The 24,233-nt window shown below is 59.2% G+C and carries 20 protein-coding genes and 1 tRNA gene; 11 read left to right on the top strand and 10 right to left on the bottom strand.

Annotated features, from left to right (window positions below; all coding sequences use genetic code 11):
- Nucleotides 1-189: 189 nt before the first annotated feature.
- Complete coding sequence (locus MWU49_RS07470; protein ID WP_246970137.1) at nt 190-1,905, bottom strand: alkaline phosphatase PhoX; 1,716 nt, start codon at nt 1,903-1,905, stop codon at nt 190-192.
- A gap of 82 nt (nt 1,906-1,987) precedes the next feature.
- Complete coding sequence (locus MWU49_RS07465) at nt 1,988-3,646, bottom strand: hypothetical protein (protein WP_246970134.1); 1,659 nt, start codon at nt 3,644-3,646, stop codon at nt 1,988-1,990.
- Nucleotides 3,647-3,833: 187 nt separating this feature from the next.
- Here MWU49_RS07465 and MWU49_RS07460 point away from each other — a divergent pair, with 187 nt between their 5' ends.
- Nucleotides 3,834-5,411: an alkaline phosphatase gene (locus tag MWU49_RS07460; RefSeq protein ID WP_246970132.1), complete on the top strand. Its 1,578-nt coding sequence runs from the start codon at nt 3,834-3,836 to the stop codon at nt 5,409-5,411.
- 2 nt (nt 5,412-5,413) lie between these two features.
- Nucleotides 5,414-6,079 (top strand): hypothetical protein, encoded by a 666-nt coding sequence (locus MWU49_RS07455; protein WP_246970129.1) that lies wholly within the window; start codon nt 5,414-5,416, stop codon nt 6,077-6,079.
- A 2-nt stretch (nt 6,080-6,081) separates the two neighbouring features.
- Here MWU49_RS07455 and MWU49_RS07450 read toward each other — a convergent pair whose 3' ends face one another.
- Together MWU49_RS07450 and MWU49_RS07445 are read right to left on the bottom strand one after the other, a co-directional pair.
- The gene (locus tag MWU49_RS07450; RefSeq protein WP_246970127.1) at nt 6,082-6,330 is read right to left on the bottom strand and encodes a hypothetical protein; all 249 of its coding nucleotides are present in this window, start codon (nt 6,328-6,330) and stop codon (nt 6,082-6,084) included.
- A gap of 80 nt (nt 6,331-6,410) precedes the next feature.
- Nucleotides 6,411-6,497: transfer RNA gene (locus MWU49_RS07445), tRNA-Leu, on the bottom strand.
- A gap of 128 nt (nt 6,498-6,625) precedes the next feature.
- Here MWU49_RS07445 and rnr point away from each other — a divergent pair.
- Together rnr and rlmB are read left to right on the top strand one after the other, a co-directional pair.
- Complete coding sequence (rnr, locus tag MWU49_RS07440) at nt 6,626-9,076, top strand: ribonuclease R (RefSeq protein ID WP_246970125.1); 2,451 nt, start codon at nt 6,626-6,628, stop codon at nt 9,074-9,076.
- A 139-nt stretch (nt 9,077-9,215) separates the two neighbouring features.
- Nucleotides 9,216-9,977 (top strand): 23S rRNA (guanosine(2251)-2'-O)-methyltransferase RlmB, encoded by a 762-nt coding sequence (gene rlmB / locus MWU49_RS07435; RefSeq protein ID WP_246970123.1) that lies wholly within the window; start codon nt 9,216-9,218, stop codon nt 9,975-9,977.
- A gap of 150 nt (nt 9,978-10,127) precedes the next feature.
- Here rlmB and MWU49_RS07430 read toward each other — a convergent pair whose 3' ends face one another.
- Nucleotides 10,128-10,643 carry a hypothetical protein gene (locus tag MWU49_RS07430; protein ID WP_246970121.1) on the bottom strand — a complete coding sequence of 172 codons (516 nt, stop codon included), beginning with the start codon at nt 10,641-10,643 and terminating at the stop codon, nt 10,128-10,130.
- A gap of 4 nt (nt 10,644-10,647) precedes the next feature.
- Nucleotides 10,648-11,349 carry a hypothetical protein gene (locus tag MWU49_RS07425; RefSeq protein WP_246970119.1) on the bottom strand — a complete coding sequence of 234 codons (702 nt, stop codon included), beginning with the start codon at nt 11,347-11,349 and terminating at the stop codon, nt 10,648-10,650.
- 293 nt (nt 11,350-11,642) lie between these two features.
- On the opposite strand from MWU49_RS07425, the gene rpsF reads away from it, so the two are divergent.
- The 7 genes from rpsF (at nt 11,643) to radA (ending at nt 17,417) form a co-directional block, all read left to right on the top strand.
- Nucleotides 11,643-11,984: a 30S ribosomal protein S6 gene (gene rpsF, locus MWU49_RS07420; protein ID WP_246970116.1), complete on the top strand. Its 342-nt coding sequence runs from the start codon at nt 11,643-11,645 to the stop codon at nt 11,982-11,984.
- A 2-nt stretch (nt 11,985-11,986) separates the two neighbouring features.
- A complete protein-coding gene (gene priB, locus MWU49_RS07415) occupies nt 11,987-12,301 on the top strand; it encodes a primosomal replication protein N (RefSeq protein ID WP_246970113.1) in 315 nt (104 codons plus the stop codon).
- Nucleotides 12,302-12,315: 14 nt separating this feature from the next.
- The gene (gene rpsR / locus MWU49_RS07410) at nt 12,316-12,546 is read left to right on the top strand and encodes a 30S ribosomal protein S18 (protein WP_022983792.1); all 231 of its coding nucleotides are present in this window, start codon (nt 12,316-12,318) and stop codon (nt 12,544-12,546) included.
- Nucleotides 12,547-12,564: 18 nt separating this feature from the next.
- Nucleotides 12,565-13,017, top strand: coding sequence for a 50S ribosomal protein L9 (gene rplI, locus MWU49_RS07405; protein ID WP_246970110.1), 453 nt, complete (start codon nt 12,565-12,567; stop codon nt 13,015-13,017).
- 268 nt (nt 13,018-13,285) lie between these two features.
- On the top strand, nt 13,286-14,680 hold the full coding sequence (dnaB, locus tag MWU49_RS07400; RefSeq protein WP_246970107.1) for a replicative DNA helicase: 1,395 nt from the start codon (nt 13,286-13,288) through the stop codon (nt 14,678-14,680).
- A 63-nt stretch (nt 14,681-14,743) separates the two neighbouring features.
- Nucleotides 14,744-15,832 (top strand): alanine racemase, encoded by a 1,089-nt coding sequence (gene alr / locus MWU49_RS07395; RefSeq protein WP_246970104.1) that lies wholly within the window; start codon nt 14,744-14,746, stop codon nt 15,830-15,832.
- Between the two features lie 217 nt (nt 15,833-16,049).
- Nucleotides 16,050-17,417 (top strand): DNA repair protein RadA, encoded by a 1,368-nt coding sequence (gene radA / locus MWU49_RS07390; RefSeq protein WP_246970101.1) that lies wholly within the window; start codon nt 16,050-16,052, stop codon nt 17,415-17,417.
- Between the two features lie 232 nt (nt 17,418-17,649).
- On the opposite strand, the gene MWU49_RS07385 is transcribed toward radA, so the two are convergent.
- The 4 genes from MWU49_RS07385 to MWU49_RS07370 form a co-directional block, all read right to left on the bottom strand.
- Complete coding sequence (locus MWU49_RS07385) at nt 17,650-18,423, bottom strand: DUF547 domain-containing protein (protein WP_246970099.1); 774 nt, start codon at nt 18,421-18,423, stop codon at nt 17,650-17,652.
- Nucleotides 18,424-18,610: 187 nt separating this feature from the next.
- Complete coding sequence (locus MWU49_RS07380; protein ID WP_246970097.1) at nt 18,611-19,750, bottom strand: PepSY-associated TM helix domain-containing protein; 1,140 nt, start codon at nt 19,748-19,750, stop codon at nt 18,611-18,613.
- Nucleotides 19,751-19,785: 35 nt separating this feature from the next.
- Nucleotides 19,786-21,888, bottom strand: coding sequence for a TonB-dependent receptor (locus MWU49_RS07375; RefSeq protein WP_246970095.1), 2,103 nt, complete (start codon nt 21,886-21,888; stop codon nt 19,786-19,788).
- An 88-nt stretch (nt 21,889-21,976) separates the two neighbouring features.
- On the bottom strand, nt 21,977-24,121 hold the full coding sequence (locus MWU49_RS07370; protein WP_246970093.1) for a bifunctional TVP38/TMEM64 family protein/FAD-dependent oxidoreductase: 2,145 nt from the start codon (nt 24,119-24,121) through the stop codon (nt 21,977-21,979).
- Nucleotides 24,122-24,233: the final 112 nt, after the last annotated feature.

The following is a 24,233-nucleotide window of genomic DNA, read 5'->3' as shown; positions in this document are numbered from 1 at the left end:
CCCTCATGGCATCAATCTCACTCAGGGCGGAGTAAAACGCTGGAGCAGCAGATTCCCGCAAACCCGCGATAAATCTTTTTTCCGGGGTGGGGCAGCAAGATTGTCGCCTGCAGGCAGGCTCTCTCTTTCTGTGCTGCCCTTCCGGTTCCGCCGTTCGCATGTTGCGTAAGGCGTGTTGCTTTTAGCGGATTATTCGCCTTCCGGGTTGTAGATCCACAGCATGTTGTTCACGTGCTTGCTGGTGTCTTCACCCATGAGTACACGGCCGTCATTGAGAACGTAAACGTTGTCCGGACGGGACACGTTGTCATCGGAACACTGGCTGCCGGTGGCGCCGCTGTCATACGGACCACCCGCTACCACCGGATCCATGCGGCTGACGTTGAAGTCCGCTTCCAGTGGCAGGCGGTACATGATGCCACAGGGGTTGCCGGATACCTGGATGTCGCCGGCATCGTCGGTCATGGCACCGGTGATGTCGGTCAGGCCCACGTACATGTACGGAATGCTGCCGCTCTTGGCGCCTTCGTAGTTGATGTTGATGCCTTCCATCTTGTTGAACTCGACGGTTGCACTCAGGGCTTCTGCGGCTTTCAGGGTTTCCAGGAAAGCGACGCGATCATCCGCGAACGGTGAAGAGGCAATGCCGTTCATGCCGTCCAGATCCTGGTTCAGCTTGCTCTCTGCCCAGTCGTTGATCTGCTGGTCGGTGATGTAGCTGTTGGCGTCGGCGACGAAGTCACCTTCATCAATGTCATCGTACTCATCAATGGCCGCTTCCAGGGTGGCATTGGTGCTGGTGCCCAGTGCAATCCATTCCAGGTCAAAGCCGGCGATGCTGCTGTCGGTTTCATCGTCCTGGGTTGCCTTGGCCGCATACATGGTGCCGGAAGACAGGTCTCCGGCGGTGTCTGCCACAAACTTGTAGAAGCCCTTGTGGCCGCCATCATCGGTCAGGTAGACGGTCTTCTCGTCAGGCATGATGATCGGGTTTTCGTGGGCAACGCGGCCCAGGGTGAAGTGCTTCACCGGTACCGGCGCGGCATCGGTAGGGTTGGTGATTTCCACGATGTAGCCGTAGTCATACGGGTTCGGGAAGGTGCCACCCAGATAGTCCTGGATTTTCTGCACGTCGCCGTAGCTGGGGTAACCGCCGGAATAGCTGCTGTCGTTCCAGTGGGCAGTATTTTCGGCTTCGTAGTTTTCTTCGGACGTCAGCGGGGTGCCCCACGGAGAGACGCTGCCGAAGCAGTTGATCATGGTGCCTTTCACGCCAGAGAAGTCGATGTTCATGGCGCTGTTTACGAACCACTCATCATCAACCTTGCTCAGCTCCATGCGGCTCATGCCGCCGGGGCGATCTTCCCAGGCGGTGAACAGATAACCGTTGTTGCCTTCTTCATCGGTGGCGATGAAGGCATTGAAGTCCGGGTTGTTGGATTGCTTCACGGAGCTGTTGCCGTCGCCGCTGACGATGTGACCGAGGCCAAATGGCAGGCCGCCGGCAAAGGTGGCGCCTTCACGGCCCAGTACCTGATAGCGGCCGGTGGCGACGCGAGTGGTCATGGCTTCAACGGATTCCGGGTCTGGTACGCTAACCGGCTCCAGATCGGTGGGCAGGTTCTGGATGTCCACACCGATCCAGGCGCCGACGGCGGCCTTGTCTTCCCCATTGGGCAGGGTGTCGGAGGGATGCTGAATATTAAAGAAGACTTCCCCGTTGGGGCTGACCTCGATGCCGGTCAGCTCGGCCCCCTTGGGGATGGTGGCAAGACGGGTCACTTTGGCGCCGGCGACGCCGTCTTCAGCGGCTGCGTCATTGTTGCTGTTGCTGCCGCCACAGGCAGCCAGGGTGGCTGCGGCGATGGCCACTGCCAGGGCTTTCTTGTTCAACATCATGTTCATGGCTTCCCACCAGGTTGGAGAATTTTGGAGTCCTGATTGTGGGAAGCGAATATGAAAAATTGACGATAAACAGATTGCGGTTTCAAGGCGCCGCTTGCGACTGTTTCTCAACACCATTCTGCCAGTCCAGCCGCACATCCCAGCCGTAATACTGGTGCTCGCGGGGCAGTGGCGGTTCGCCGGCGCTGACTTCATCAAACACATTCTGTGCGGGTAACCAGGTGGCATCACGGCCACGAATATAGCTCTGGTGGCGCACAATATGGGTGTAGGCCTTGTTCAGTTTCAGGGCGCGTTCCCGTGAGGGGGCGATCAGGGTATAGACATCGGCGCCCTTGATCTTTTCCTCATTCACACTGCCGTCGTCGTGATACCAGCGCTTGAGCATCTCCGGATTTTCGCGGAACTCACTGCCGCCACCGGCACGCTTGAGGTAATTGAGAATCTCGCCTTCGGTTTCGGCAATGCTGGGCGCATCCTCCATGCCGCGGGTATCGATATAACCCCAGCCACGGGCGCCACTGACCTTGCGGGCGAAGGCAAAGGTCTGGTCGATGGTGGTGCCCACGGCCGCATGGCAGCCCATGCATTGCATGTTTTCTTCAAACGTCTGTGGTCGCAGTTCACCGTCATAATCTTCGATAAAGCCACTGACCATCCAGCCCAATCCGTTTTCCATTCCTTCATCAAAGTGATTGATGAAGGTGGGCAGCATGCCAAGCCGTTTGTCCTTGCGCTCGCGGGCGTAACGACTTTCCACATCATAGGGATCCAGCTGGCGGATCTTGCGCATGTAGCGTAGTTCCTTCATGCGTGGCGGCACCACGATGGTGTCGTTGTCATCGATACCGACATAGCGCACCGAGTGCATGAACTCGGTGCCGGTGGGGTATTGCTGTTGGGCCAGGGCAATGTCGCCGGCATCGCCAAGGTAGTGTTGTCGGTGACGCAGCTGTTGCACCTTGCCGTCGATGTTGCCGTCACCATTCAGGTCAGCATTGATGGTGCTCTCATCAATTTCCGGGATGGTGATGTTGTCCAGCTGCTTGATAGCCATTTCCAGCAGGGAAAGATTGAGCAGATAAATGTCGCGGCTGTCCTTGCCGCGCTGTTCCCGAAATGCCTTGGGAAGGCGAATGATGACGTCATCGGTGGAGCCATTGGTGGGCCAGAAGGTGCCGGGGAACGGCTTGTAGTTGAACGCCACCCAGCCGCTGCCATCCAGCGCAAAGCCCTGTTCATCGAAGGCCTGTTGTGGGTTTGCATAGTTGGCCAGATCCGGCATGAAGCCTTTCCAGTCCTGTTGCTGCAGGCGCGCAGGTAAACCGCTGTAATTATCCTGATTGATCCAGGCAAGGATGGCTTCATCGCTGACCTGTTCGAGCCATTGCTGGCGATCCACAAACAGGTTGGACCAGTGATTGCTCAGGCCCACATCGGAGAAAGCGTAGCCGCCCTGGAGCGCGCCATCATCGAGTTTGTTCATTCGTTTTTCGTCGGAAGGATAGCGCTGGTGACAGGTGTAGCAGGGATTAAAGCGGTCTTCGGTTTTGGTGTAGCACTGGGGCGGAATGGGCGCTTCCAGATTGGTGATGGCGTTGTTGGTGACCTCGGTACGCTGTGCTTCGGGGACTTCGGGAAGCAGGTCGCCGGCACTGTCATTACCGCAGCCGCTCACTGAGAGGAGTGCAGCAAGAGCAACAAGGAAGGCGGTGATTCTGATGGTGACGGCAAACTTCATGGTCGGTTCCTGACGGGAATGATTCGCAGGCAGGCTAGAGAGGGCTGATGACACTCAAATGACAATTCACGCATTGGTCGTTGCTGACATAAAACTGTCCGATAGTTGTGCTCAAATTGTCATCGGTTTTGCCGGTGTGATGCGTCTGCTTTTTGCGCATTCATCGAGCCTTCTTTTTGGGGATGTTATGAAATTGAAATCCAGTTTATGTCTGGCCGTGGCAATAGCGATGATGGTCGGCTGTGCCGAGCACGGTAACCAGAACGAGATCGGTGCAGCGCTGTCAGTTACTGACCAGCAATCGGCTTCACATTGGTTTGTCGACGGTGAGCAGGCAGTGCAGTCGAGCCTGGATCTGTTTGGTTCACCGGCCAACGGTCATGCCCGTAATGTGATTCTCTTTGTGGGGGATGGCATGGGCATTTCCACGGTGACCGCGGCGCGGATTCTGGCCGGCCAGCGTGCCGGTAATCCCGGCGAAGAGCATCGTCTGAGCTTCGAGCATTTTCCGGTCACCGGTCTGATCAAGACCTACAACACCAACCAGCAGACGCCGGATTCGGCGGGCACCATGTCGGCAATGATGACCGGGGTGAAGACCCGGGCCGGGGTCATCGCAGTGGATGAGAACGCCTTGCGGGCGGATTGCCAGTCCAGTCAGGGAAGGGAGCTGGTATCGGCCCTGGAGCTTGCCGAGAGCCGTGGCAAGGCCACCGGCATCGTTACGACGGCAAGGATTACCCATGCCACGCCGGCGGCCACCTATGCCAAGAGCCCGGAGCGGGGTTGGGAGTCCGATGATGCCATGCCCGCTGCGGCCCGTGAGGCGGGTTGTCGGGATATTGCCGAGCAGCTGGTGTCCTTCAGTGTGGGAGATGGGCTGGAAGTGGCCCTTGGCGGCGGTCGCCGGCATTTCTTGCCGCAGCAAGAGGGCGGGCGCCGTGCAGATGGTCGTAACCTGATTCGCGAGTGGCAGGCCATGCATCCACAAGGGAATTATGTGGCCAGTGCCGACGAGCTGCAGCAGGCGCCCATGCAGGGGCCGTTGTTCGGTCTGTTTTCCTCCAGTCATATGGCCTATGACGCCCAGCGTCAGGACAGTGAGCTGGATCAGCCCTCGCTGAGCGAGATGACCGCCCTGAGCCTGGACCGTCTTGCAACTCACAAGCAGGGCTATTTTCTGATGGTGGAAGGGGGGCGTATTGATCATGGTCATCACGCCGGCAGTGCCTTTAATGCACTGAATGAAGCGGTCGCGTTTTCCGATGCGGTTCGGGTGGCCATGGACAAGACTGACCCGTCGGAGACATTGATCATTGTCACCGCTGATCACAGTCACGTATTCACGATTGCCGGCTACCCCACTCGTGGTAACCCGATCCTGGGCAAGGTGGTGGGTAATGATGAGCATGGTGAGCCGGCATCTGCCCCTTTGCTGGCAGCCGATAATATGCCCTACACCACGCTGGGCTATATGAATGGTCCGGGCTTTGCGCAGCGCGAGGGCGTTGGCAATCCGGATGAGCGCAAGGAGATGCCGGTGAAGGCGGGGCGCCAGGATCTGTCACAGGTGGATACCCGGGCGCCGGGCTATCACCAGGAGTCGCTGGTGCCGATGTCATCCGAAACCCATGGTGGCGAAGATGTGGGGGTATGGGCGCGGGGGCCGGGAGCGTTGTTGCTGTCCGGTACCCATGAGCAGAACGTGATTTTTCATGTCATGGCGCGGGCCGCCGGGCTGCTGCCGCAATCGTCCGGGGAGTGATCATGAGCACACGCGCACGCCTGACCACCGCCCTGTTGTTGATGTTGCTGGCGGTCAATGTCCGGGCGTCCTGCCTGGGCGGCGAGGGTTCAGTGTTGCATGCCCGCTATGATGTCTACGGCCAGACCCAGCGCTATAGCGTGGACTTTTTCCGTGATGACCAGCGTGTGGCCTGGAGGCAGGGTGCGGTGATTAATGTCTGGTCCGGCGAGACCCGGACGCCATCCCTGTTGCGGGCCTTTCCCCAGTATCAGCGTTCCATCTGGTATCCGGCTGCGGACCTTGAGGCCCTCAATCGCGGGGCTGACTGGCAGTCTGTGGCCGGATGGCCTGCGCCTGCGTCACTGGGTTATGCGCTGAAAGACGGCGAGGCCGGGGTCGTGCAGGGGTGTACGGTCAGCGAGTATGTCCGTGGTGACAGCCGGGTGCAGTGGGTCGAGGCGGCGGGAGTGCCGGCGCGTATTGCCGAGGGCGAGACGGTCTGGCAGCTGGTGGAGCTGGATAGCGTGCCGGCGGAGGAAACGTTTCTGCGCTGGGCGCGTTGGCCAAGCACCGATTTTGCTGATGTGGGTGACAGCGAAGCAGATCCGTTTTTGCGCCGGATGATTGCGCAGGGCTTTATCGGGCGCGGGACGCATGAGGCGGCTTCTGGTGAAGCCGCACATTAATATCAGCGCTTGCGGCGGGTGATCACGATCAGGCCGACAGTGATCACGACCACTGCCGCGGGGAACAGCAGCAGGTAGCGCTTGCGTTGGGCTTCCTTTTCGCGCTGGGCATCCGCTCTGGCGATATCCGGATGGATTTCGCTGGCAGTACTGGCTTCATTGTCTGCGGCGTAAGTCGCAACGGGCGTCAGAAACAGGCCCAGGGCAAACAGACTGGCAGCAACAAGGTTGCGTAGGGGGGTAATGATCATAGCTACCTCTCAGTGTCGTAAGACCGGTGACGGTAGGCCTGAAACGAAAAAGGGCCCCCGTCTGGGAGCCCTTTCGAAATTGGTGCCGAGGAGAGGACTTGAACCTCCACGGGGTTGCCCCCACTAGCACCTGAAGCTAGCGTGTCTACCAATTTCACCACCTCGGCATTTTCGTTCTGTCCCTTAAGTGCTTGTCGGTAAAGTTTTTACCGTTTCACGTAAGGTTCATCGCGAAAGCGCGTGCATTCTAGTATATGATGGCGGGATGTCAAACCCCTTTTCGAAAAAATCTTCAATGCCCCCAAAAAAACGTTATCGCGACCCCCATGCCGACCGAGAGGCGGAAAAGTACGAAAACCCGGTGCCCAGCCGTGAGCTGATCCTGGACGTACTCAATGATCAGGGTAAACCCCTGTCCTTCGACGAGCTCGCGGAGCTGCTGGAGGTGGGCGAGGACGGCGAAGTCGGTCTCGACCGCCGTGTCAGAGCCATGCTGCGCGATGCCCAGCTGGTACAGAACCGCAACGGCAAGGTCGGTGTGGTCTCCCGCATGGACCTGATCCCCGGAAAAATCCAGGGCCACAAGGATGGCTTCGGCTTCCTGATTCCTGACGACAAGACCCAGAGCGATCTGTTTCTGGGGCCGCGGCAGATGGAAAAGGTCATGGATGGTGACCGGGTGCTGGTTTCCGATGCCGGCGTGAACCGCTTCGGCAAGAAAGAAGCCCGTATCGTGGAAATCACCGAACGTGTCACTACGGAAGTGGTGGGCCGTTACTATCGTGAAGCTGGTATCAGCTTTATCGAGCCGGAAAACCGCCGCATCACCAAGGAAGTCCTGGTTGAGGACAAGAACGGCATCAAGCCCAATCCCGGTGACCATGTCCGCGCCACCATTACCCAGTACCCCAGCCGTGACCATCATGTGCTGGTGCGTCTGGAAGAAGTGATTGCGACCCCGGATCAGGCCGGCATGGAAATCGAGGTGGCCCTGCGTCGCTTTGAAATTCCCCACGTCTGGCCGGAAGGCGTCGAAGAGCAGGCCAACGCCTTTGGTGATGCGGTGCCTCACAAGGCCAAGGCCAACCGGGTGGATCTCCGTGATCTGCCGTTGGTGACCATTGATGGCGAAGATGCCCGTGACTTTGATGATGCGGTATATGTAGAGCGTCGTCCCCGTGGCGGCTGGCGCCTGATCGTGGCTATCGCCGATGTCAGTCATTATGTCTATCCGGGTTCGGCGCTGGATCGTGAAGCGGCCAAGCGTGGTAATTCGGTGTACTTCCCCAACCGGGTGATCCCCATGTTGCCGGAAGCACTGTCCAATGGTCTGTGTTCCCTCAACCCCCATGTGGACCGGCTGTGTCTGTATTGCGACATGACCATCTCCGCCAATGGCCGGTTGTCCGGTTTCGTGTTCCGCGAAGGGGTAATGCGCTCCCGCCACCGCCTCACCTATACCAAGGTGGGCGCCATGATCGAGGAGCCGGAATCCGAACTGGCCCGGGAGACCGTGGCCGGCCTGGATGATGAATCCCTGGATATGCTGTGGGCGTACCACGAGATGTTCCTGGCGCTGCGCAAGCGCCGGGTAGAGCGTGGTGCCATCGACTTCGACAGCGAAGAAACCCGCATCATCTACGATGAAAATCACAAGATCGAAGGCATGGTGCCGGTGGTGCGCAACGTGGCACATATCATGATCGAGGAGGCCATGCTGGCCGCCAACATCTGTGCGGCCAAGTTGCTGGAGAAGGCAAAGGTTCCGGCGTTGTACCGGAACCACGAGCCGCCCAAGGAAGAGCGCCTGAGCAAGCTGCAGCAATTCCTGGGAGGTCTGGGCTTGAGTATTGCCTGGTCAGAAGGCGCGCCAAAGCCCGCCGTGTTCCAGCAACTGCGTGAGCAGATTCTGGACCGCCCGGATCGCAACGTGATTCAGACCATGATGCTGCGCTCCATGACCCAGGCCAAGTACGAGGCCGAGAACAAGGGGCATTTTGGCCTTTCCTATAAGGCTTACACCCACTTTACTTCGCCGATTCGTCGTTATCCTGATCTGCTGGTGCATCGCGCCATCCGTTTCCTGATTCGCAGCGAGGCAATGCCGGCCCACGTGGACAATCCGGGCAAGTTGCCGGCCATCCCGCGGGAAAAGATTGCGCCTTATAATCAGGCCGACATGGTGGTGATTGGCGAGCAGTGTTCCATGACTGAACGCCGTGCCGATGATGCCACCCGTGACGTAATTTCCTGGCTCAAGTGCCAGTTTATGGAATCGCGCATCGGTGAAGTCTTCGAGGGCGTGATCAGCGGCGTGGCCAACTTCGGTCTGTTCGTTCAGCTCAACGAGCTGCATATCGACGGCCTGGTGCACGTGGCCAACCTGGACAGCGACTACTATCACTTTGATGAGGTGAACCTGAGCCTCAAGGGTGAGAGTAGTGGTCGTACCTTCAGTCTGGGCGATTCCGTGACGGTGCGTGTGGCTGCGGTGCACACAGAGGATCGCAAGATCGACCTGCAGCTGGAGTCTTCCACCCCGTCCCGCAAGGGCCGTCCCAAGAGCGGTAGCAAGCAGGGCGGCAGGGGGCGTGCAGGCCAGAAGGGCGAGGGTCAATCCGCCTCGGCGAAGAAAGGTCCGTCCGAACGCGAAAAACTGGCCAAGGGCGATATCCCCAAGCCCAAGGCCAAGCGCAAGGGCCCGCCCCGCGGTAAAAAGGCGGCGCGGCGCACCAAGAAGAGCTAGGCTTCTCTTCATTCTGTAGGAGCTTGCCTGCAAGCGATTCGCGCTAACGGTGCGAAAGGTAAATCGATTGCAGGCACGCTCCCACCTCTCTCTTTTTCCACCGCGTGTTGCGTGGTGCATGTAGCGTGCAGGCGTCTCAATGAGTAAAGCCCAGAAACCCCTGATGTATTCCGGCTTCCACGCGGTGGAGGCGCTGTTGCGGCATCGCCCCGAGGCGGTGCTGGAGCTGTTTGTCCAGGACTCCCGTGCCGAGCGCGAAGAGCCGCGGCTGGAAGCCATGATCCGTGCCGCAAAGGATTTCGGTATTGCGGTGCAGCGCGCCCGTCGTGAGGTGCTGGAGAAGCATGCCGGTCCCCAGCATCAGGGCATCGTGGCCCGGGCCCGTCCGCGCAAGGCGGCAGATGAAAATGCCTTGCTCAAGTGGCTGGATGGCAAGCCGGCCAATCCCTTCCTGCTGATCCTGGAAAATGTCACCGATCCCCATAATCTGGGCGCCTGCCTGCGCAGCGCCGATGCGGCTGGTGTGCAGGCGGTGATCGTGCCACGTCGCGGCGCCGCCGGCCTGACCCCGGTGGCTTGCCGTACCGCCGTGGGGGCGGCGGAAAGCCTGGCCTATTACGAAGTGGGCAACCTGGCGACCCTGCTGGATCAGATCAAGGAGCGGGGCGTGCAGGTGGTCGGTACCGCGCTGGAAGAGCGCAGTACCTCCCTGTTCGACTTCCAGGCGCCGGAGGCGCTGGCGGTGGTCATGGGTGCCGAAGGTGCCGGCCTCAAGCGACTGACCAAAGACAAGTGCGACCAGCTGCTGGAGATTCCCATGGCCGGCGAGGTACAGAGCCTGAATGTGTCCGTGGCGACGGGGGTGGTGTTGTTTGCGGTTCGGGCGCAGAAGAGCAGTTAACAGTTAACAGTGAATAGTGAACAGTTGCGCGAGCAACGCTTGCTGTTTTCCAAAGCAAAGAGGCCGCGCCCAACTCCCGGGCGCGGCCTCTTTGCTTTCAGGCATCGAAAACCAGGATCGCGACGCTGTTAACTATTCACTGTTAACTATTCACTGCTCCCCGGCGTGGCTCAGCAGGCGCTGCGTCTCAGTGCTGGGCTGGCGGTGGTTGCCTTTGAGTGGTGGTCGCACCGGTTTCAGTTGTTCCCTGGCCAGTTGCTGCTTGCCCAGCGGTGGCAGGGGGAAGCTCAGGTGGGTGGTGCGGTCGTAGCGACGGGCTTCCTTGTAGTTGGGCTGTTGGTAGCCTTCGGCATTCTGTAGTGCGGTGTCCAGATCTTCCGGGCCGGTGACATGGTGCCAGTCATCAGGCTTTTCCGGTTCGGGGGGTAGTATGGCTTCGCCCTCCAGTAGCCTGTCCGTCAGTTCCTTGCGTCTGGCTTTCCAGGCCAGCAGATCGGTGACGAACTGGTCCTGACGGTCGTAGTTGCGGATTTCCGGGCGCGGCCCCAGGGCTTGCTCCAGCATGCCCTGTTGCTCGTCTGTGAGATCCGGGCCGGCCAGGCTGGCCAGCGGATAACACAGTCCAACAATCAGAATCAGGCGCAGAATGACGTTGCCCCGGATCATGGTGTTACATCTCCCCGTACGCGATCCCCTCAATGCGAACCATGTCGCCATTCGGGTCATAGTAGAAGGTCAGGTTGCCGGCGAAATAGATGCTGGTGATCAACGGCAGGTTGTCTGCCGTGAAAGCGGCAATGGCGGCCTGGTTTTCTCTCGCGCCCAGGGTGCCGTAGACCATGTCGGATTCCTGGTGCTGGGCGTCGCCGCCATCATTGACCCCGTCCAGCTGCATGCCGACGATGGTCATGGGTAGCACCAGCGGCTCATCACTGCCGGCATTGCCGAGCAGGGTGCGAATGTGCTCCCCGGAAAGGCCGGTGGCGGCCAGCTGGGGCAGTTGGAAGCTGCGTGAGGTGGTGCGCTCATACCAGGTGGGATGGGTCTGGTAATCGATGGGTGTTATCTGCGCGGTGCGGGCCAGGGCGCTATCCAGGGTTTCCGGTTCCAGAATCACGGTGGGGTCGTTGCTGGCCACCTTCTGCGGGCGGTAATCCTCCGGGCAGGTGGCCTGATGGGCGCTCTGCAGCTGGCTGGCCTGCTTGTATTTCATGATCTGCAGCAGGAAATCGGAGTAATCCGGGTAGGCCTCCAGGTCCGGCTTGGCCGGCACATCCACCGGGCTGCCGCATGGCGGAAGGCTGTCCTCGGCATGCAGCGGAGACAGCAAGCAAAAACTGCTCAGGCCAAGGGCCAGGGCTTTGAGGTGCATGGTCGTATCCCGTTTGTTTTTGTTTTCCCTCATAAATCAGAGGGTTAGGGTAGACGACGCTTTTTGTAAGCGTTTGTAGCGTTTTGTTTCGAATCAGGATACGACGGCGCACCGCAATTGGCAATGGATATGCCTTGAGCCCGACGGGGTGGATGGGATAGAATCGCGCGCTTCCTGCGTCTCCCCCGTGTTTTCATGGTGTGAGGCCGGGTCTCCTTGCTTCACCGGGATGTCGTCAGACGAACGGGAAGCTGATCTGACACCGTGAGGTGTCTCAACCGTAAGGAGCTATCATGCGTCATTACGAAGTTGTGTTCCTGGTTCATCCGGACCAGAGCGAGCAGGTGCCTGCCATGGTCGAGCGTTACAGCGCGATCGTGACTGATGGCAAGGGCACCATCCACCGTCTTGAAGATTGGGGTCGTCGCCAGCTGGCCTACTCCATCAACAAGATTCACAAAGCCCACTATGTGATGTTGAACATCGAATGTGACGGCGAAACCCTGGCCGAGCTGGAAAACACTTTCCGCTTTAACGATGCCGTAATCCGTCACCTCGTGATTCGTCGCGACAACGCTGTTACCGAGCCGTCGCCCCTGGCGAAGAACGAAGAGAAGGAGGGGGCTGCCAGCTAATTTTGGAAAGCAATCGCTGTGAACTCACCGGTGTAATCGTCACCTTGGAAAAGGTCGCACTGACACCGGCAGGGGTACCCCGCCAACGGCTGTGGCTCGAGCATCGCTCCCGCCAGCTGGAAGACGGACATCCCCGTGAAGTCCAGGCCCGCATCGCCGTGATACTGGCGGGCGGGATGACCCGACAGGCCCAGGGCCTGCAAGAGGGTCAGCGGATCAAGGTGACCGGATGCCTGAGCAGGGCCGGTTACAAGGGAGACGCCCGGGACCGTTTGCAACTGATTGCCCAAACGCTGGAACCCCTCAATCAGGATTAAACAGGAGATATCCAATGGCCCGTTTTTATCGCCGCCGCAAGTTCTGCCGCTTCACCGCGGAAGGTGTTGAGTACATCGATTACAAAGATCTCGACACCCTAAAAGCCTACATCACCGAAACTGGCAAGATCGTGCCCAGCCGTATCACCGGCACCAAGGCACGCTATCAGCGTCAGCTGGCCTCTGCTATCAAGCAGGCCCGCTACCTGGCGCTGCTGCCGTACACTGACAGCCACGACAGCTAAGCCGAGGGGACTACTATCATGCAAGTGATCCTGCTGGAAACTATCAAGAACCTGGGTGACCTGGGTGCTGTGGTTGACGTACGTTCCGGCTACGGCCGTAACTTCCTGATCCCCCAGGGCAAGGCTCTGCCGGCCACCAAGACTAACCTGGCCGAAGTGGAAGCACGTCGTGCCGAGCTGGAAAAAGCCGCTGCCGAGCAGCTGGGTGCTGCTCAGGAACGTGCCGAGAAGCTGAACGAAGCTACCGTAACCATCGCCGCCAAGGCCGGTGACGAAGGCAAGCTGTTCGGTTCTGTGGGTACCCGCGACATCGCTGAAGCTATTTCTTCCTCCACTGGCGTGGAAGTCGAGAAAGCTGAAGTGAAGCTGCCCCACGGCGCTCTGCGCGTGACCGGTGAGTTCGAAATCGACGTGGTTCTGCACGCCGACGTGACCGTGACCATCAAGCTGGCTGTGGTTCCTGCCGAGTAATCGACAGTAACTGACAACCGGTTTGCCCCTTGCGGGGCACGGTGACAGAATCAGGGCATTGTCCGAGAGGGCAGTGCCCTTTTTAATGGCAGCTACAAGCTTCAAGCTGCAAGCTACAACGCGACCACAGCTTCTCTTGATTTTGAACGTCTGCAGCCGCGCCGAAAGTCCGGGGCGCGGGTGATGGCCTCTCCAATAATGGTGACTGTGCCCGTGTTGCAGCTTGCAGCTTGAAGCTTGCGGCTCATAACTGAGTCCTGATTACCCCATGAACGAACCCGTATCGCTGGATAAACATCTTCCTGAAAACCTGAAGATTCCGCCCAATTCCGTTGAAGCGGAACAGGCGATTTTGGGGGGGCTGCTGCTGAACAACAGTGCCTGGGATGATGTGGCCGAGCGGGTGGGGGCGCGGGACTTTTACCGCAAGGCCCACCGCCAGATCTTCGAGGTGATTGCCCAGCTGGTGGAGGAAGAGAATCCCTGTGACCTGGTAACCGTATCCCAGGCGCTGGGTCAGCTGGGTCAGCTGGAAGATATCGGCGGCATGACCTACCTGTCGGAACTGGCCCGTAACACCCCCAGTGCGGCCAACATTACTGCCTACGCCGAGATTGTCCGTGAGCGCAGCATCCTGCGTCAGCTGATCAATGTGTCTCACGATGTGGCGGACAGCGCGTTTAACCCGGAAGGACGAAAGTCGCTGGAAATTCTCGACAAGGCAGAATCTGCCATCTTCGAGATTGCCGAGCAGCAGAAGAAAGGCTCCGGTCCCCAGGACATCAAGACCGTGCTCAAGAAGACCGTGGACCGGATCGATGAGCTCTACAAGAACAAGAGCGCCATCACGGGGGTGACCACCGGCTTCGATGAACTGGACAAGATGACCGGTGGTTTGCAGCCCTCGGACATGGTGGTCATCGCCGGTCGTCCTTCCATGGGTAAGACCACCTTCGCCATGAACCTGTGTGAGAACGTGGCCATCAAGGCCGGCAAGCCGGTGCTGGTGTTCTCCATGGAAATGCCCGCGGACTCCATCGTTATGCGGATGCTCGCCTCCCTGGGGCGTATCAACCAGACCTCGGTGCGTTCCGGTAATCTGGAAAAGGATGACTGGCCGCGGATTACCTCTGCCATTCACATGCTCAGTGAGCAGAAGTTCTATATCGACGACACCCCGGCCCTGAGCCCGCTGGAAATGCGCGCCCGTGCCCGCCGGGTGGCCCGGGAGTGTGGCGGTGAAATTGGCTGCATCATGGTGGATTACCTGCAGCTGATGCAGGTGCCCGGGGTGGATAACCGGGTAAACGAAATCTCGGAAATCTCCCGCTCCCTGAAAGGGATCGCCAAGGAATTGAATTGTCCGGTTCTGGCCTTGTCCCAGCTTAACCGCTCGCTGGAACAACGCCCCAACAAGCGCCCGGTGATGTCGGATCTTCGTGAATCCGGGGCCATCGAGCAGGATGCCGACTTGATCACCTTCCTGTACCGGGACGAGGTGTACAACAAGGACACCAATGAAAAAGGCGTGGCTGAGGTAATCATCGGCAAGCAGCGTAACGGTCCCATCGGCACCGTGCGGCTGGCCTTCCAGGGCCAGTTTTCCCGCTTCGATGATCTGGCACCGGAATACTATGCCCAGCTGGCAGCAATGGATGAATAAGGCGCTTGACGCCGGATGCCTGACGCCTGACGTGAACACAATGCGTAGCGTCGAGCGTTGGGCGTGTGGCCTCTGGCGGATGTGATCATGCGCGGTACCCGGGTCGAAATTCGAAATGCAGCTCTGGCGCACAACGCTGGTCGGGCGAAACAGCTGGCAGGTGATGCCGAGGTGTTCGCCATGGTCAAGGCTAATGGTTATGGTCATGGCCTGATCAATGCGGCCAGTGCCATGCAGACGGAGGTGGATGGGTTTGGCGTGGCGCTGCTGGAGGAAGCCCGGCAGTTGCGTGAAGCGGGTATTGGCGCGCCAATTCTGGTGGCCGAAGGGTTTTTCGATCTGGACGAGCTGCATGAGGTGCGACAGTTGTCGCTTGACGTGGTGGTCCACTCGCCCTGGCAGGTGACTCTGCTATTGGAAAATCCCGGCGAGAACGATCGTATCTGGCTGAAAATCAATACTGGCATGAACCGCCTGGGTTTGCGCCCGGCCATTGCCCTGCAGGCAGCCGAGCAGCTGGCCGCTGCCGGCATGAAGCCGGTGGGGGTGATGACACACTTCGCCTGCGCCGATGACGAACAGGATGACCGCACGGCCCGCCAGCTGATGCTGGCCCAGGAAGTGGCGGACGGTCTCGGTCTGCCTTTGTCGGCTGCCAATTCAGCCGCCCTGATTCGCTATCCCCATTCCCATGGCAAACGGGTGCGCCCCGGTATCATGCTCTACGGCTCCTCGCCTTTTACCTGGAGGAGCGCCGCTGAAATCGGCCTGCAAGTCAGTCATCGCTTTAGCGCCAGGTTAATCGCCATCAATGACATCCAGCCGGGTGAAGCGGTGGGCTATGGTGCCACCTGGACGGCAGCGCAAGCGGGCCGGGTGGGCGTAGTGGCGGTGGGTTACGGTGACGGTTACCCCCGCCATGCTCCCAGCGGTACTCCGGTGGCCATCAACGGCGAACCCTCCGTGCTGGTAGGGCGAGTGTCCATGGACATGCTCACCATCGACCTGAATGGTATCGATGCCCATGTGGGCGATGAGGTTGAGCTGTGGGGCGATGCGGTGGACGTGGATGCGGTGGCGAAAGCCTGCGGCACCATCAGCTATGAATTGTTCTGCCAGATCACCAGCCGTCCCGAACGTATTATCGTTTGATCCGGTGCTACTGTAGGAGCGCCACTTGAGGCGCGAATCCGAGCGTTAGCGAGTAACGAGTTTCGAAACTCGCTTCTCGCAACTCGAAACTGTTTGTTCGCGCCTCAAGTAGTGTTATTCGCTTCGCTCAGCCTACGGGCCGCACTCCGTGCGTTACTCCGCTGCGCTACGTTCCTACAGCGGCTCCGTAGATTCGCCTGCACAAGAAGGATTTGTTGTGGCCAAGAAAAAAATCGCCTTTGTCTGCACCGATTGCGGTGGTGATACCCCCAAGTGGCAGGGCCAGTGTCCCTCCTGTGGTGCCTGGAATACCTTGCAGGAATTTGTGCACGACCCGGCCACGCCAATGTCGAAAGGCGCGGGTAGTCGTGGTGGTTTTGCCGGGCAATTGTCCGAGGTGCAGAACCTGGACGAGATCGTGCTGGAAGAAACGCCGCGTATCGGTTCCGGCATGGGCGAGCTGGACCGGGTGTTGGGCGGAGGTCTGGTGCCCGGTTCAGCGATCCTGATTGGTGGCCACCCGGGTGCCGGTAAATCCACTCTGTTATTGCAGACCCTGTGCAAGCTGGCTGACACGCAAAAGTGCCTCTACATCACCGGTGAGGAATCCCTTTCCCAGGTAGCCATGCGCGCCGACCGCCTCAAGTTGCCCAAGGACAAGCTGCGCCTGGCGGCAGAAACCGACGTGGAGCAGATTCTTGAGCTGGCCCGTAAGGAGCAGCCAAGGATTCTGGTGGTGGATTCCATCCAGGTCATGTTTCTGGCGGCATTGCAGTCCGCGCCCGGTAGCGTGGCTCAGGTGCGCGAATGTGCTGCGGCCCTGACTCGTTTTGCCAAGCAGACCGGCACCGTGTTGTTGCTGGTGGGCCACGTCACCAAGGACGGCACCCTGGCCGGCCCCAAGGTGCTGGAGCACATGATCGACTGCTCGCTAATGCTGGAAGGTTCCACTGACTCTCGTTTTCGCACCCTGCGTGGTTTGAAGAACCGCTTCGGCGCAGTGAATGAGCTGGGGGTCTTCGCCATGACCGGCGAGGGCCTCAAGGAAGTGAAAAACCCCTCGGCGATTTTCCTCAATCGTGCCGACGAGATTGCCTCAGGCTCACTGGTAACGGTGGTGTGGGAAGGGACCCGGCCGCTGCTGGTAGAGTTGCAGGCGCTGGTGGATGCTTCCCACTTCGGCAACCCCCGCCGGGTGTGCGTGGGCCTGGAAGGCAACCGGCTGGCCATGTTGCTGGCGGTATTGCACCGCCATGGCGGCATTCAGGTGGGCGATCAGGACGTGTTCATGAACGTGGTAGGCGGTGTGAAGGTCACCGAAACCGCGGCGGACCTGGCCCAGGTGCTGGCCATTGTCTCCAGCTTCCGGGACCGTGCTCTGGAGCGAGAACTGGTGGTATTTGGTGAAGTGGGGTTGTCCGGGGAAATCCGGCCGGTGCCACAGGGGCAGGAGCGCCTTTATGAAGCGGTAAAGCATGGCTTCAAGAAAGCCATCGTGCCGAAAGCCAACCTGCCACGGAATCTGCCTGATGGTGTTGAAGTGATCGGTGTGAGTAATGTGGCGCAGGCGCTCGAGTATCTTTGAAGGGCAATTAATAGTTAACAGTTAATAGTGAATAGTTAACAGCGAAAACCCGAAACCCTGGAAGGCTTCGTGGCGCCTCGCTACGAAGGTGATATTGCAGGAAGCTCAACGTGTTGAGGGAATGGGGCGGGGAGCTTGATGCCGGATTGCTGTTGATGTGGCCTGTTTGGTGAAAATGGCGGAGATGGGCATGGGCCCATTTCCGCCCTACGGTTTCATCATCGGCGTCCGGCTACTGTTTGTTCAGTTGCCAGTCGTAGTCAAGATGGCGGATGCGGATGTTGTCTTCTTTCAGGGTTTTGCGCAGGGCTGCAGGAACACCAAGCTGGTCCGCATAGGGCAGCAGATATTCGGCCACGCTGCCAGCGGCGTCCTCAAAATCCCCTTCATACCAGTCAAAGATTTTCGAAATTTCCAGTGCGTTGCTGTCGGCATTGAAGCGATTGCGCTGTGTGTCGCTGAGAAACTTTACCGCGCTGTCTTGCAGTTGCGCGGCCAGTCTGTCGGCGGTGTAGGCTTCCGGGCGCAGTGCCGGGCAGCCGATGGAGGCACAGTTCACGGCGAAGTGGATGCGTGGGTCCATCAGTTCCGGATTGCCGCGGATCATTTCGTGCTCCACTTCATCCAGGGTGCGCGGCTGGCCGAGTAGGGAAAAGAATTCCTTGTCCCAGGGGCCAGAAAAGATATTGCCGATATCACGAATGGAATCAGGTTGTCCTTCAAGAAGAATCAGTTCTACGGTGAAAGCGTTGTAGGCATTGATCAGGAAGGAAAGTTGCTCATCACTGGGCCATTGCTGAAACTCTGCCGTGGTGACCGCTGACAGCGCATTAAGGTAGCCCTGCAGATCCTGGCGGTCCGTATCCATGCCATTGTAGTCCACCGCCGTGGCCACTCCGCCTCGCAGGGGGGTGACATGCTCTTTGAGCAGCGTATCCCAGCGGCCATGGTCGAAGGCATGAGCGACGCTGCACATCAATAGCAGGGGGATCAGCAAGTGTTTCATGGGGCCTCCCGAAGTGGTTATTACAGTATGCAAATTTTCTGATCTTTATCACGTGATGGTACGGGGTTGTCGCGGACTCTGCCCTGTTCCAAATACTGCTATCTATGGCGGATTTTGTCAGCGCGAGGTGGCGGGGCTTGTTCGGGGCGAGGTTTGGATACGAACAGGGAGAGGGGCGGGCTCTGAATCAGGTGCGAGGCTGGCGGCGTTGGCTGGCCTTGCGCTTCAGCTGGCGCTTGGTCCACCAGAGATAGCAGCCTGTGATAAAGAACAGCAAGGGGGCGAGCCCGCTTAGCATTACCACAAGCCGGCCGGGAAGTCCGAGGGCGTCACCATTATGCAGGGGAAACTGCCAGCTCATGAATTGGCTGCCGGCGGGTAGCTGGCTGATTTGCCAGAGTGCCAGTCGCTCGCCGCTATATTGATCCAGCCACAGGTTGTTGGCGCCATGCTCTTGCCAGGCGTCGTCGGGCAGGGTGAAAGCGACACGATAACTGCCATTGGGGTCTGCTGGTAAATACAGACGCCGTAGTAACGCGTCGGGAAAATGAGACCGGGCCAGTGCCACTGCGTCATCCGCTGAGAGTGGCGCGCCTTCGCCGGGGAGAGAGGAAGGGGATGGGCGCTCCTGCAGGGGCAGGGTCGTGCCGACGATGGCGCTGACCTGTTTGCCAAACACCAGACTGACACCGGAGAACGCAATAACCAGCAGTACCGGCAACAGGTAGATGCCGGCGACCTGGTGCAGATCAAAGTGCAGGCGATAGCGCCCTGCGCCGCGCTTTACCGTCAGATTGCGTTTCCATTTGCCCTTGCGTTTGCCTGTCGGCCACCACAGCGCGACCCCGGTAACACAGAAACCCAGCAGGCACAGGCCAAGAATGCCGACGACGATCTTGCCGTTATTGCCGGCCAGCAGGGTGTAGTGCAGCCGGTACAGCCAGGTCATGGGATAGTGCCCCCAGTCACGCACGGCGAGGACTTCGCCGGAATAGGGGGAGACGCTCACCTGCAACGGGCCGGCGGCGTCAGGGTTTTTGGCAAAGCGCAGGGTGTGAGGGCTGCCAGGCTGGCGCGACAGATCGATACGTTGGGCCGTTTTCCCGGTGGCGGCCTCGGCGTTGGCGATCACCACGCTGAGTGGCGCCAGGCTGTCGCCGTCGGTGATCAGGGCAGGGGTGAGTTGCTCATCCAGCGCGTCGTGAAACACCAGCAGGCTGCCGGTAAGGCCGCTGATAACCAGCAGTATGCCCAAGGTCAGGCCGGTGTATTTGTGCAGGGTGAACAGCAATGAGCGCATCAGGTTGGCTTCGGCGGGTAAACCCACAGGCAGCCAACGGCTGCCTGTGGAGTCATCCTGGTTCAGAAATCCAGGCTGTAGCCCAGGGTAAAGGTGCGGCCGCGACCCTTGAAGTTGCGGTCATCACGGGTGGTGGCTGCCTGCGCGTAGTAGGTGAAATAGTCCTCGTTGAAAAGGTTTTCCACCCCGGCGGTCAGTTCCCCTTTGGGCAGGTCATAGCCGAGGCTGAGATCTACCAGCTGGTAGGCGGTGAAGTCGTTGATGTCACCTTCGAAGTCCTTGTTGAAGTAGTGGGTACCCTGCAACTGGGAGTCCAGTTTGCTGGTCCACTGGGCAATCCAGCGCAGCTGGAAGCTGTCCGGGGCGATGTTGTTGCCGTCCAGACGGGTATCCACGTTGCCATCTTCATCATCGTCGTACTTGCCTGACGTATGGGCATAGGTGGCATTGAGGGCATGGGAGGCATTGAACTGCCAGCCGGCCTCGGCCTCGATGCCCTGAATCTCGGTACGCTCCCTTTTTACTTCAAATACGCCGCCATTGTTTTCCAGCCGCTGGCCCAGGTCCGAGTCGGAGCTGAAGTGGCTGATCTGCAGATGGCTGCGCTCGCCGTTCAGGCGTACACCTATTTCGGTGTTGTCAGTCAGGATAGGCTGCAGGTCGAGGAAGTCTTCCACGTTCTGGTCCGGCACATTGATGCCGCGCAGCACTCGACCCACGTCCGGCATGCCGAAGCCTTCCGAGTAGTTGGCGAATAGCTGGGTATTCTCTGTAGCCTGAAAAACCACACCGTAGTTGAACAGGGTTTCGTCAAAGTCCGGGTTGCCGCCTTTTACCTGTTCGCTACCGTAGGAGGCGAGAGTGGTGAAGTCGTCCACGTTCAGTTCCGCGTACTCGTAACGTACCCCGGCCTGCAGGATTAGCTGCTCGGTGGGCGATACTTCAGCCTGCAGGAAAGGGGCGATATTGCGGAACTGGGTTTCCGGTACCCATTCGCGGCCGGTCTGGGCCAGAATCTGGGTGGTCTCGTCCTGCATGATATCCAGGCCGGTGGTCAGCTTGAGGCGGTTATCCAGCATGCCATTCCGGCTCAGGGTCAGCTTGCCGCCAATCTTGTCGGACTCGTTCTGGGACTGGTCATACAGGTTGGGCCCGTAGACAGGATCCTGGAAGGTGGCGAAAGCTCCGCCGCCATAACGGCCCTTGAAGGTCTGGCTGTACAGCTGGGCGGTGAAGTGATTACCACCGAGGTTGCTGTGGGTATAGGTCAGCCCGGCAGTGGTCACCTCGTTCATGGGGGCGTCGCCTTCCGGCATTCCCTTTGCGGATGTGGTGGGAATACCGTTGGCCCAGTCGCCGTCAACCGCGACGTAGTCATGGTTGCCTTCCAGTTCAAAGCGATTCACGGACAGCTGGATGTTCTGCTCGTCAGTGAGCCAGTAGCCGAGCTTGACGAACACGTCCCCGCTCTGCGAATCCATGATGTCACCCTGGGTACCATCCACGCCGATGTAATCGCCGTCCGCATCGTAGAACATGCCGCGGTCCACGTAGCTGACGCCCAGCAGGTAGTCCAGATTGCCGGCCATGCCATCAACGCGATAGTCCACCTTGTAGCTGAGGCTGTCGGATTTGATGTCGTTGGTGGGGGCGGTGGCCTGTACCCCAATGTGCTGGTTCACGGTGCCGGATTCAGGGCGGCGAGTGACGAAATTGATGATCCCGCCGGTGGCGCCCAGGCCATGTTCGGCGCTGGCGCCATGGATCACCTCGATGCGCTCCACCATGGACAGGTCGATGGTGTAACCATCCCGGGAGCCATCGCGCAGCGGGTTGGATTGGGGAATGCCATCAATCAGGAACAGGGGCGCGCGGCCGCGGAAAGTCTCACCGGCGTTGGTCAGTTTCTGGCGGCTGGGCGTGTAGGACGGAATCAGATTGCTCAGTACCTGGGACTGGTCCGAGGTCATGCGCAGCTGCTGCTCGATTTCCTGCTTGCTGATCACCGTGATTTTCTGGGGCGTTTTGCCCACCTCGCTGTTGGAGCGGGTGGCAGACACCGTTACCGCTTGCAGCTCGTTGGTGTTGTCTTCAGCGTTGGCAAGTGGGGAAACGGCTAGGGTCAGCAGGGATACAGGCAAGCCAAGATGGCGCAAACGGGGCACGGCAACTCTCCCGGAGTGTTCGTAAGGAATGTAAGATGCCGTGCACGGTAGTGCTAATGATAATGATTGTCAATATGACTGCAGTTCGCTATCGCCTCCAGGCATGCAGTTTTTCCACCCAGCGCAGCAGCCCTTCCGGCTTGCGGGCCTTCTTCCATTCACCGGCGGCGAACTTGTTGGCTTCGGCCATGGTGGGGTAGATGTGGATGGTGCCGAGGATCTTGTTGAGGCCCAGTCCGTGCTTCATGGCCAGCACATATTCGGCAATTAGGTCGCCGGCATGCTGGCCGACGATGGTGACGCCGAGGATCTTGTCACTGCCTTTGGCGGTGATGACTTTCACGTAGCCTTCGGCGGCACTGTCGGCGATAGCCCGGTCGAGATCGTCAATGCCGTAGCGGGTGACTTCATGATCAATCCCTTGCTCAATGGCGTCCTGCTCGTTAAGGCCAACCCGGGCCACTTCCGGGTCGGTAAAGGTGCACCAGGGAATCACCCGGTAGTCCACCTTGAAGCTTTTCAGGAAGCCGAACAGGGCGTTCACCGAGGCATACCAGGCCTGATGGGCAGCAGTGTGGGTGAACTGGTAAGGGCCGGCGACGTCGCCACAGGCATAGATATTGGGATAACGGCTTTGCAGCAGATCGTTGGTCTGGATGGTGCCGTTGGCGGCAGTGGGCAGGTTGAGCGCGTCCAGTCCCAGTCCGTCGGTGTTGGCCTTGCGGCCCACGGCCACCAGCACCTGATCGAAGGGCAGGGCAATCTCCTTGCCGTCATGTTCTGCGTACAGCACCTTCTCGCCATTCTCCTGGACGAAGCGTACCGCCTTGTGACCGGTGAGCACCTGCACGCCGCTGTCCTGCAATGAGCGGGTCACCATCGCGCTGGCTTCTTCGTCCTCGCGGATCATGATGCGGGGAAGCATTTCCACCTGGGTGACCTGGCTGCCCAGCCGGGCAAAGGTCTGGGCCAGCTCGCAGCCGATGGGGCCGCCGCCCAGCACCAGCAATCGTTTGGGCTGCTCCTCAATTTGCCAGAGGTTGTCGGAGGTGAGGATGTCCATGTCTTCGATGCCGGGGATCGGCGGCACGAAGGGGCGGGCACCGGAGGCAATGATGATGCTGCGGGTGGTCAGGGTTTCCACCTGGTCACCGTTGCGAATTTCCACTTCCCAGGGAGAGACGATGCGGGCTTCACCTTGTCGGCATTCCACCCCCAGCCCTGTGTAGCGTTCCACCGAATCGTGGGGCTCGATATCCGCAATCACCTGCTGCACCCGGGTCATCAGTTTCTTGAAACGGAAATCGGTCTTGATGCTGTCGAAACCGTACTTGTCCGCCTGCTTTTCCTGATAGGCGAGATGAGCACTCTTGATCAATGCCTTGGAGGGAACGCAGCCGGTATTGAGGCAGTCGCCGCCCATCTTGTGTTTTTCGATCAGGGTCACTTTGGCTTTCACGGTAGCGGCGATATAGGAACTGACCAGCCCTGCGGCACCGGCTCCGATCACGACCAGGTTACGGTCAAAATGTTTGGGCTTGTTCCAGCCTTTGTATACCTTGCGGGCTTGAAGGCGGGCCATGATGCCTTTGGCGATCCACGGGAAGATCCCCAGCAGTACAAAAGCGCCCAGCAATCCCGGAGACAACAGGCCGCCCAGGCTGTCCAGTTGCCCCAGCTGGGTGCCGGCATTCACATACACGGCGGTGCCGGCAAGCATGCCGACCTGGCTGACCCAATAGAAGGTGCGGGTCTTGAGGGGAGTCAGGCCCATCACCAGATTGATCACGAAGAATGGGAAGGCCGGGACAAGACGCAGGGTGAACAGATAGAAGGCGCCTTCCTTTTCGATGCCCTGATTGATTTTTTTCAGCCGTTCGCCGAAGCGCTCCTGAACCGCATCATGGAACAGAAAGCGGGAGGCCAGAAACGCCAGGGTAGCGCCGATGGTGGAGGCGAAGGACACCAGTACAAGGGCAATCCAGAAACCAAACAGCGCGCCTGCTGCCAGTGTCATGATAGCGGCGCCGGGCAGGCTCAGGGCGGTAACCGCCACATACACGGCAAAGAACGCCCCCAGCACCAGGGCGGGTTTGTCGGCATAAAGCGCATCAAAGGCGCCTTGCTGTTCCTTCAGGTAAGTGAGGCTGAAGAACTGACCCAGATCGAAAATGAAGTAGCTGGCGATCAGCGCGGCGATGATGATAAACAACAGCGCTTTTTTGATGTTCATTGGGCTTCCTTGGTCCGTGTATCTGTGCCAGTGGGTTTTGGTCGCAGCTCATGCTCGTCGGGCGTTTGAGTGGCGAGTTACGAGGCGCGAGTTACGAAGATCAAAAGCGAGG

It is taken from the genome of Alcanivorax sp. S6407 (assembly GCF_023016115.1).
GTDB lineage: Bacteria > Pseudomonadota > Gammaproteobacteria > Pseudomonadales > Alcanivoracaceae > Alcanivorax.
Note: the sequence above shows the minus strand (reverse complement) of the source record. Positions and strands in the feature narration are given on the sequence as shown.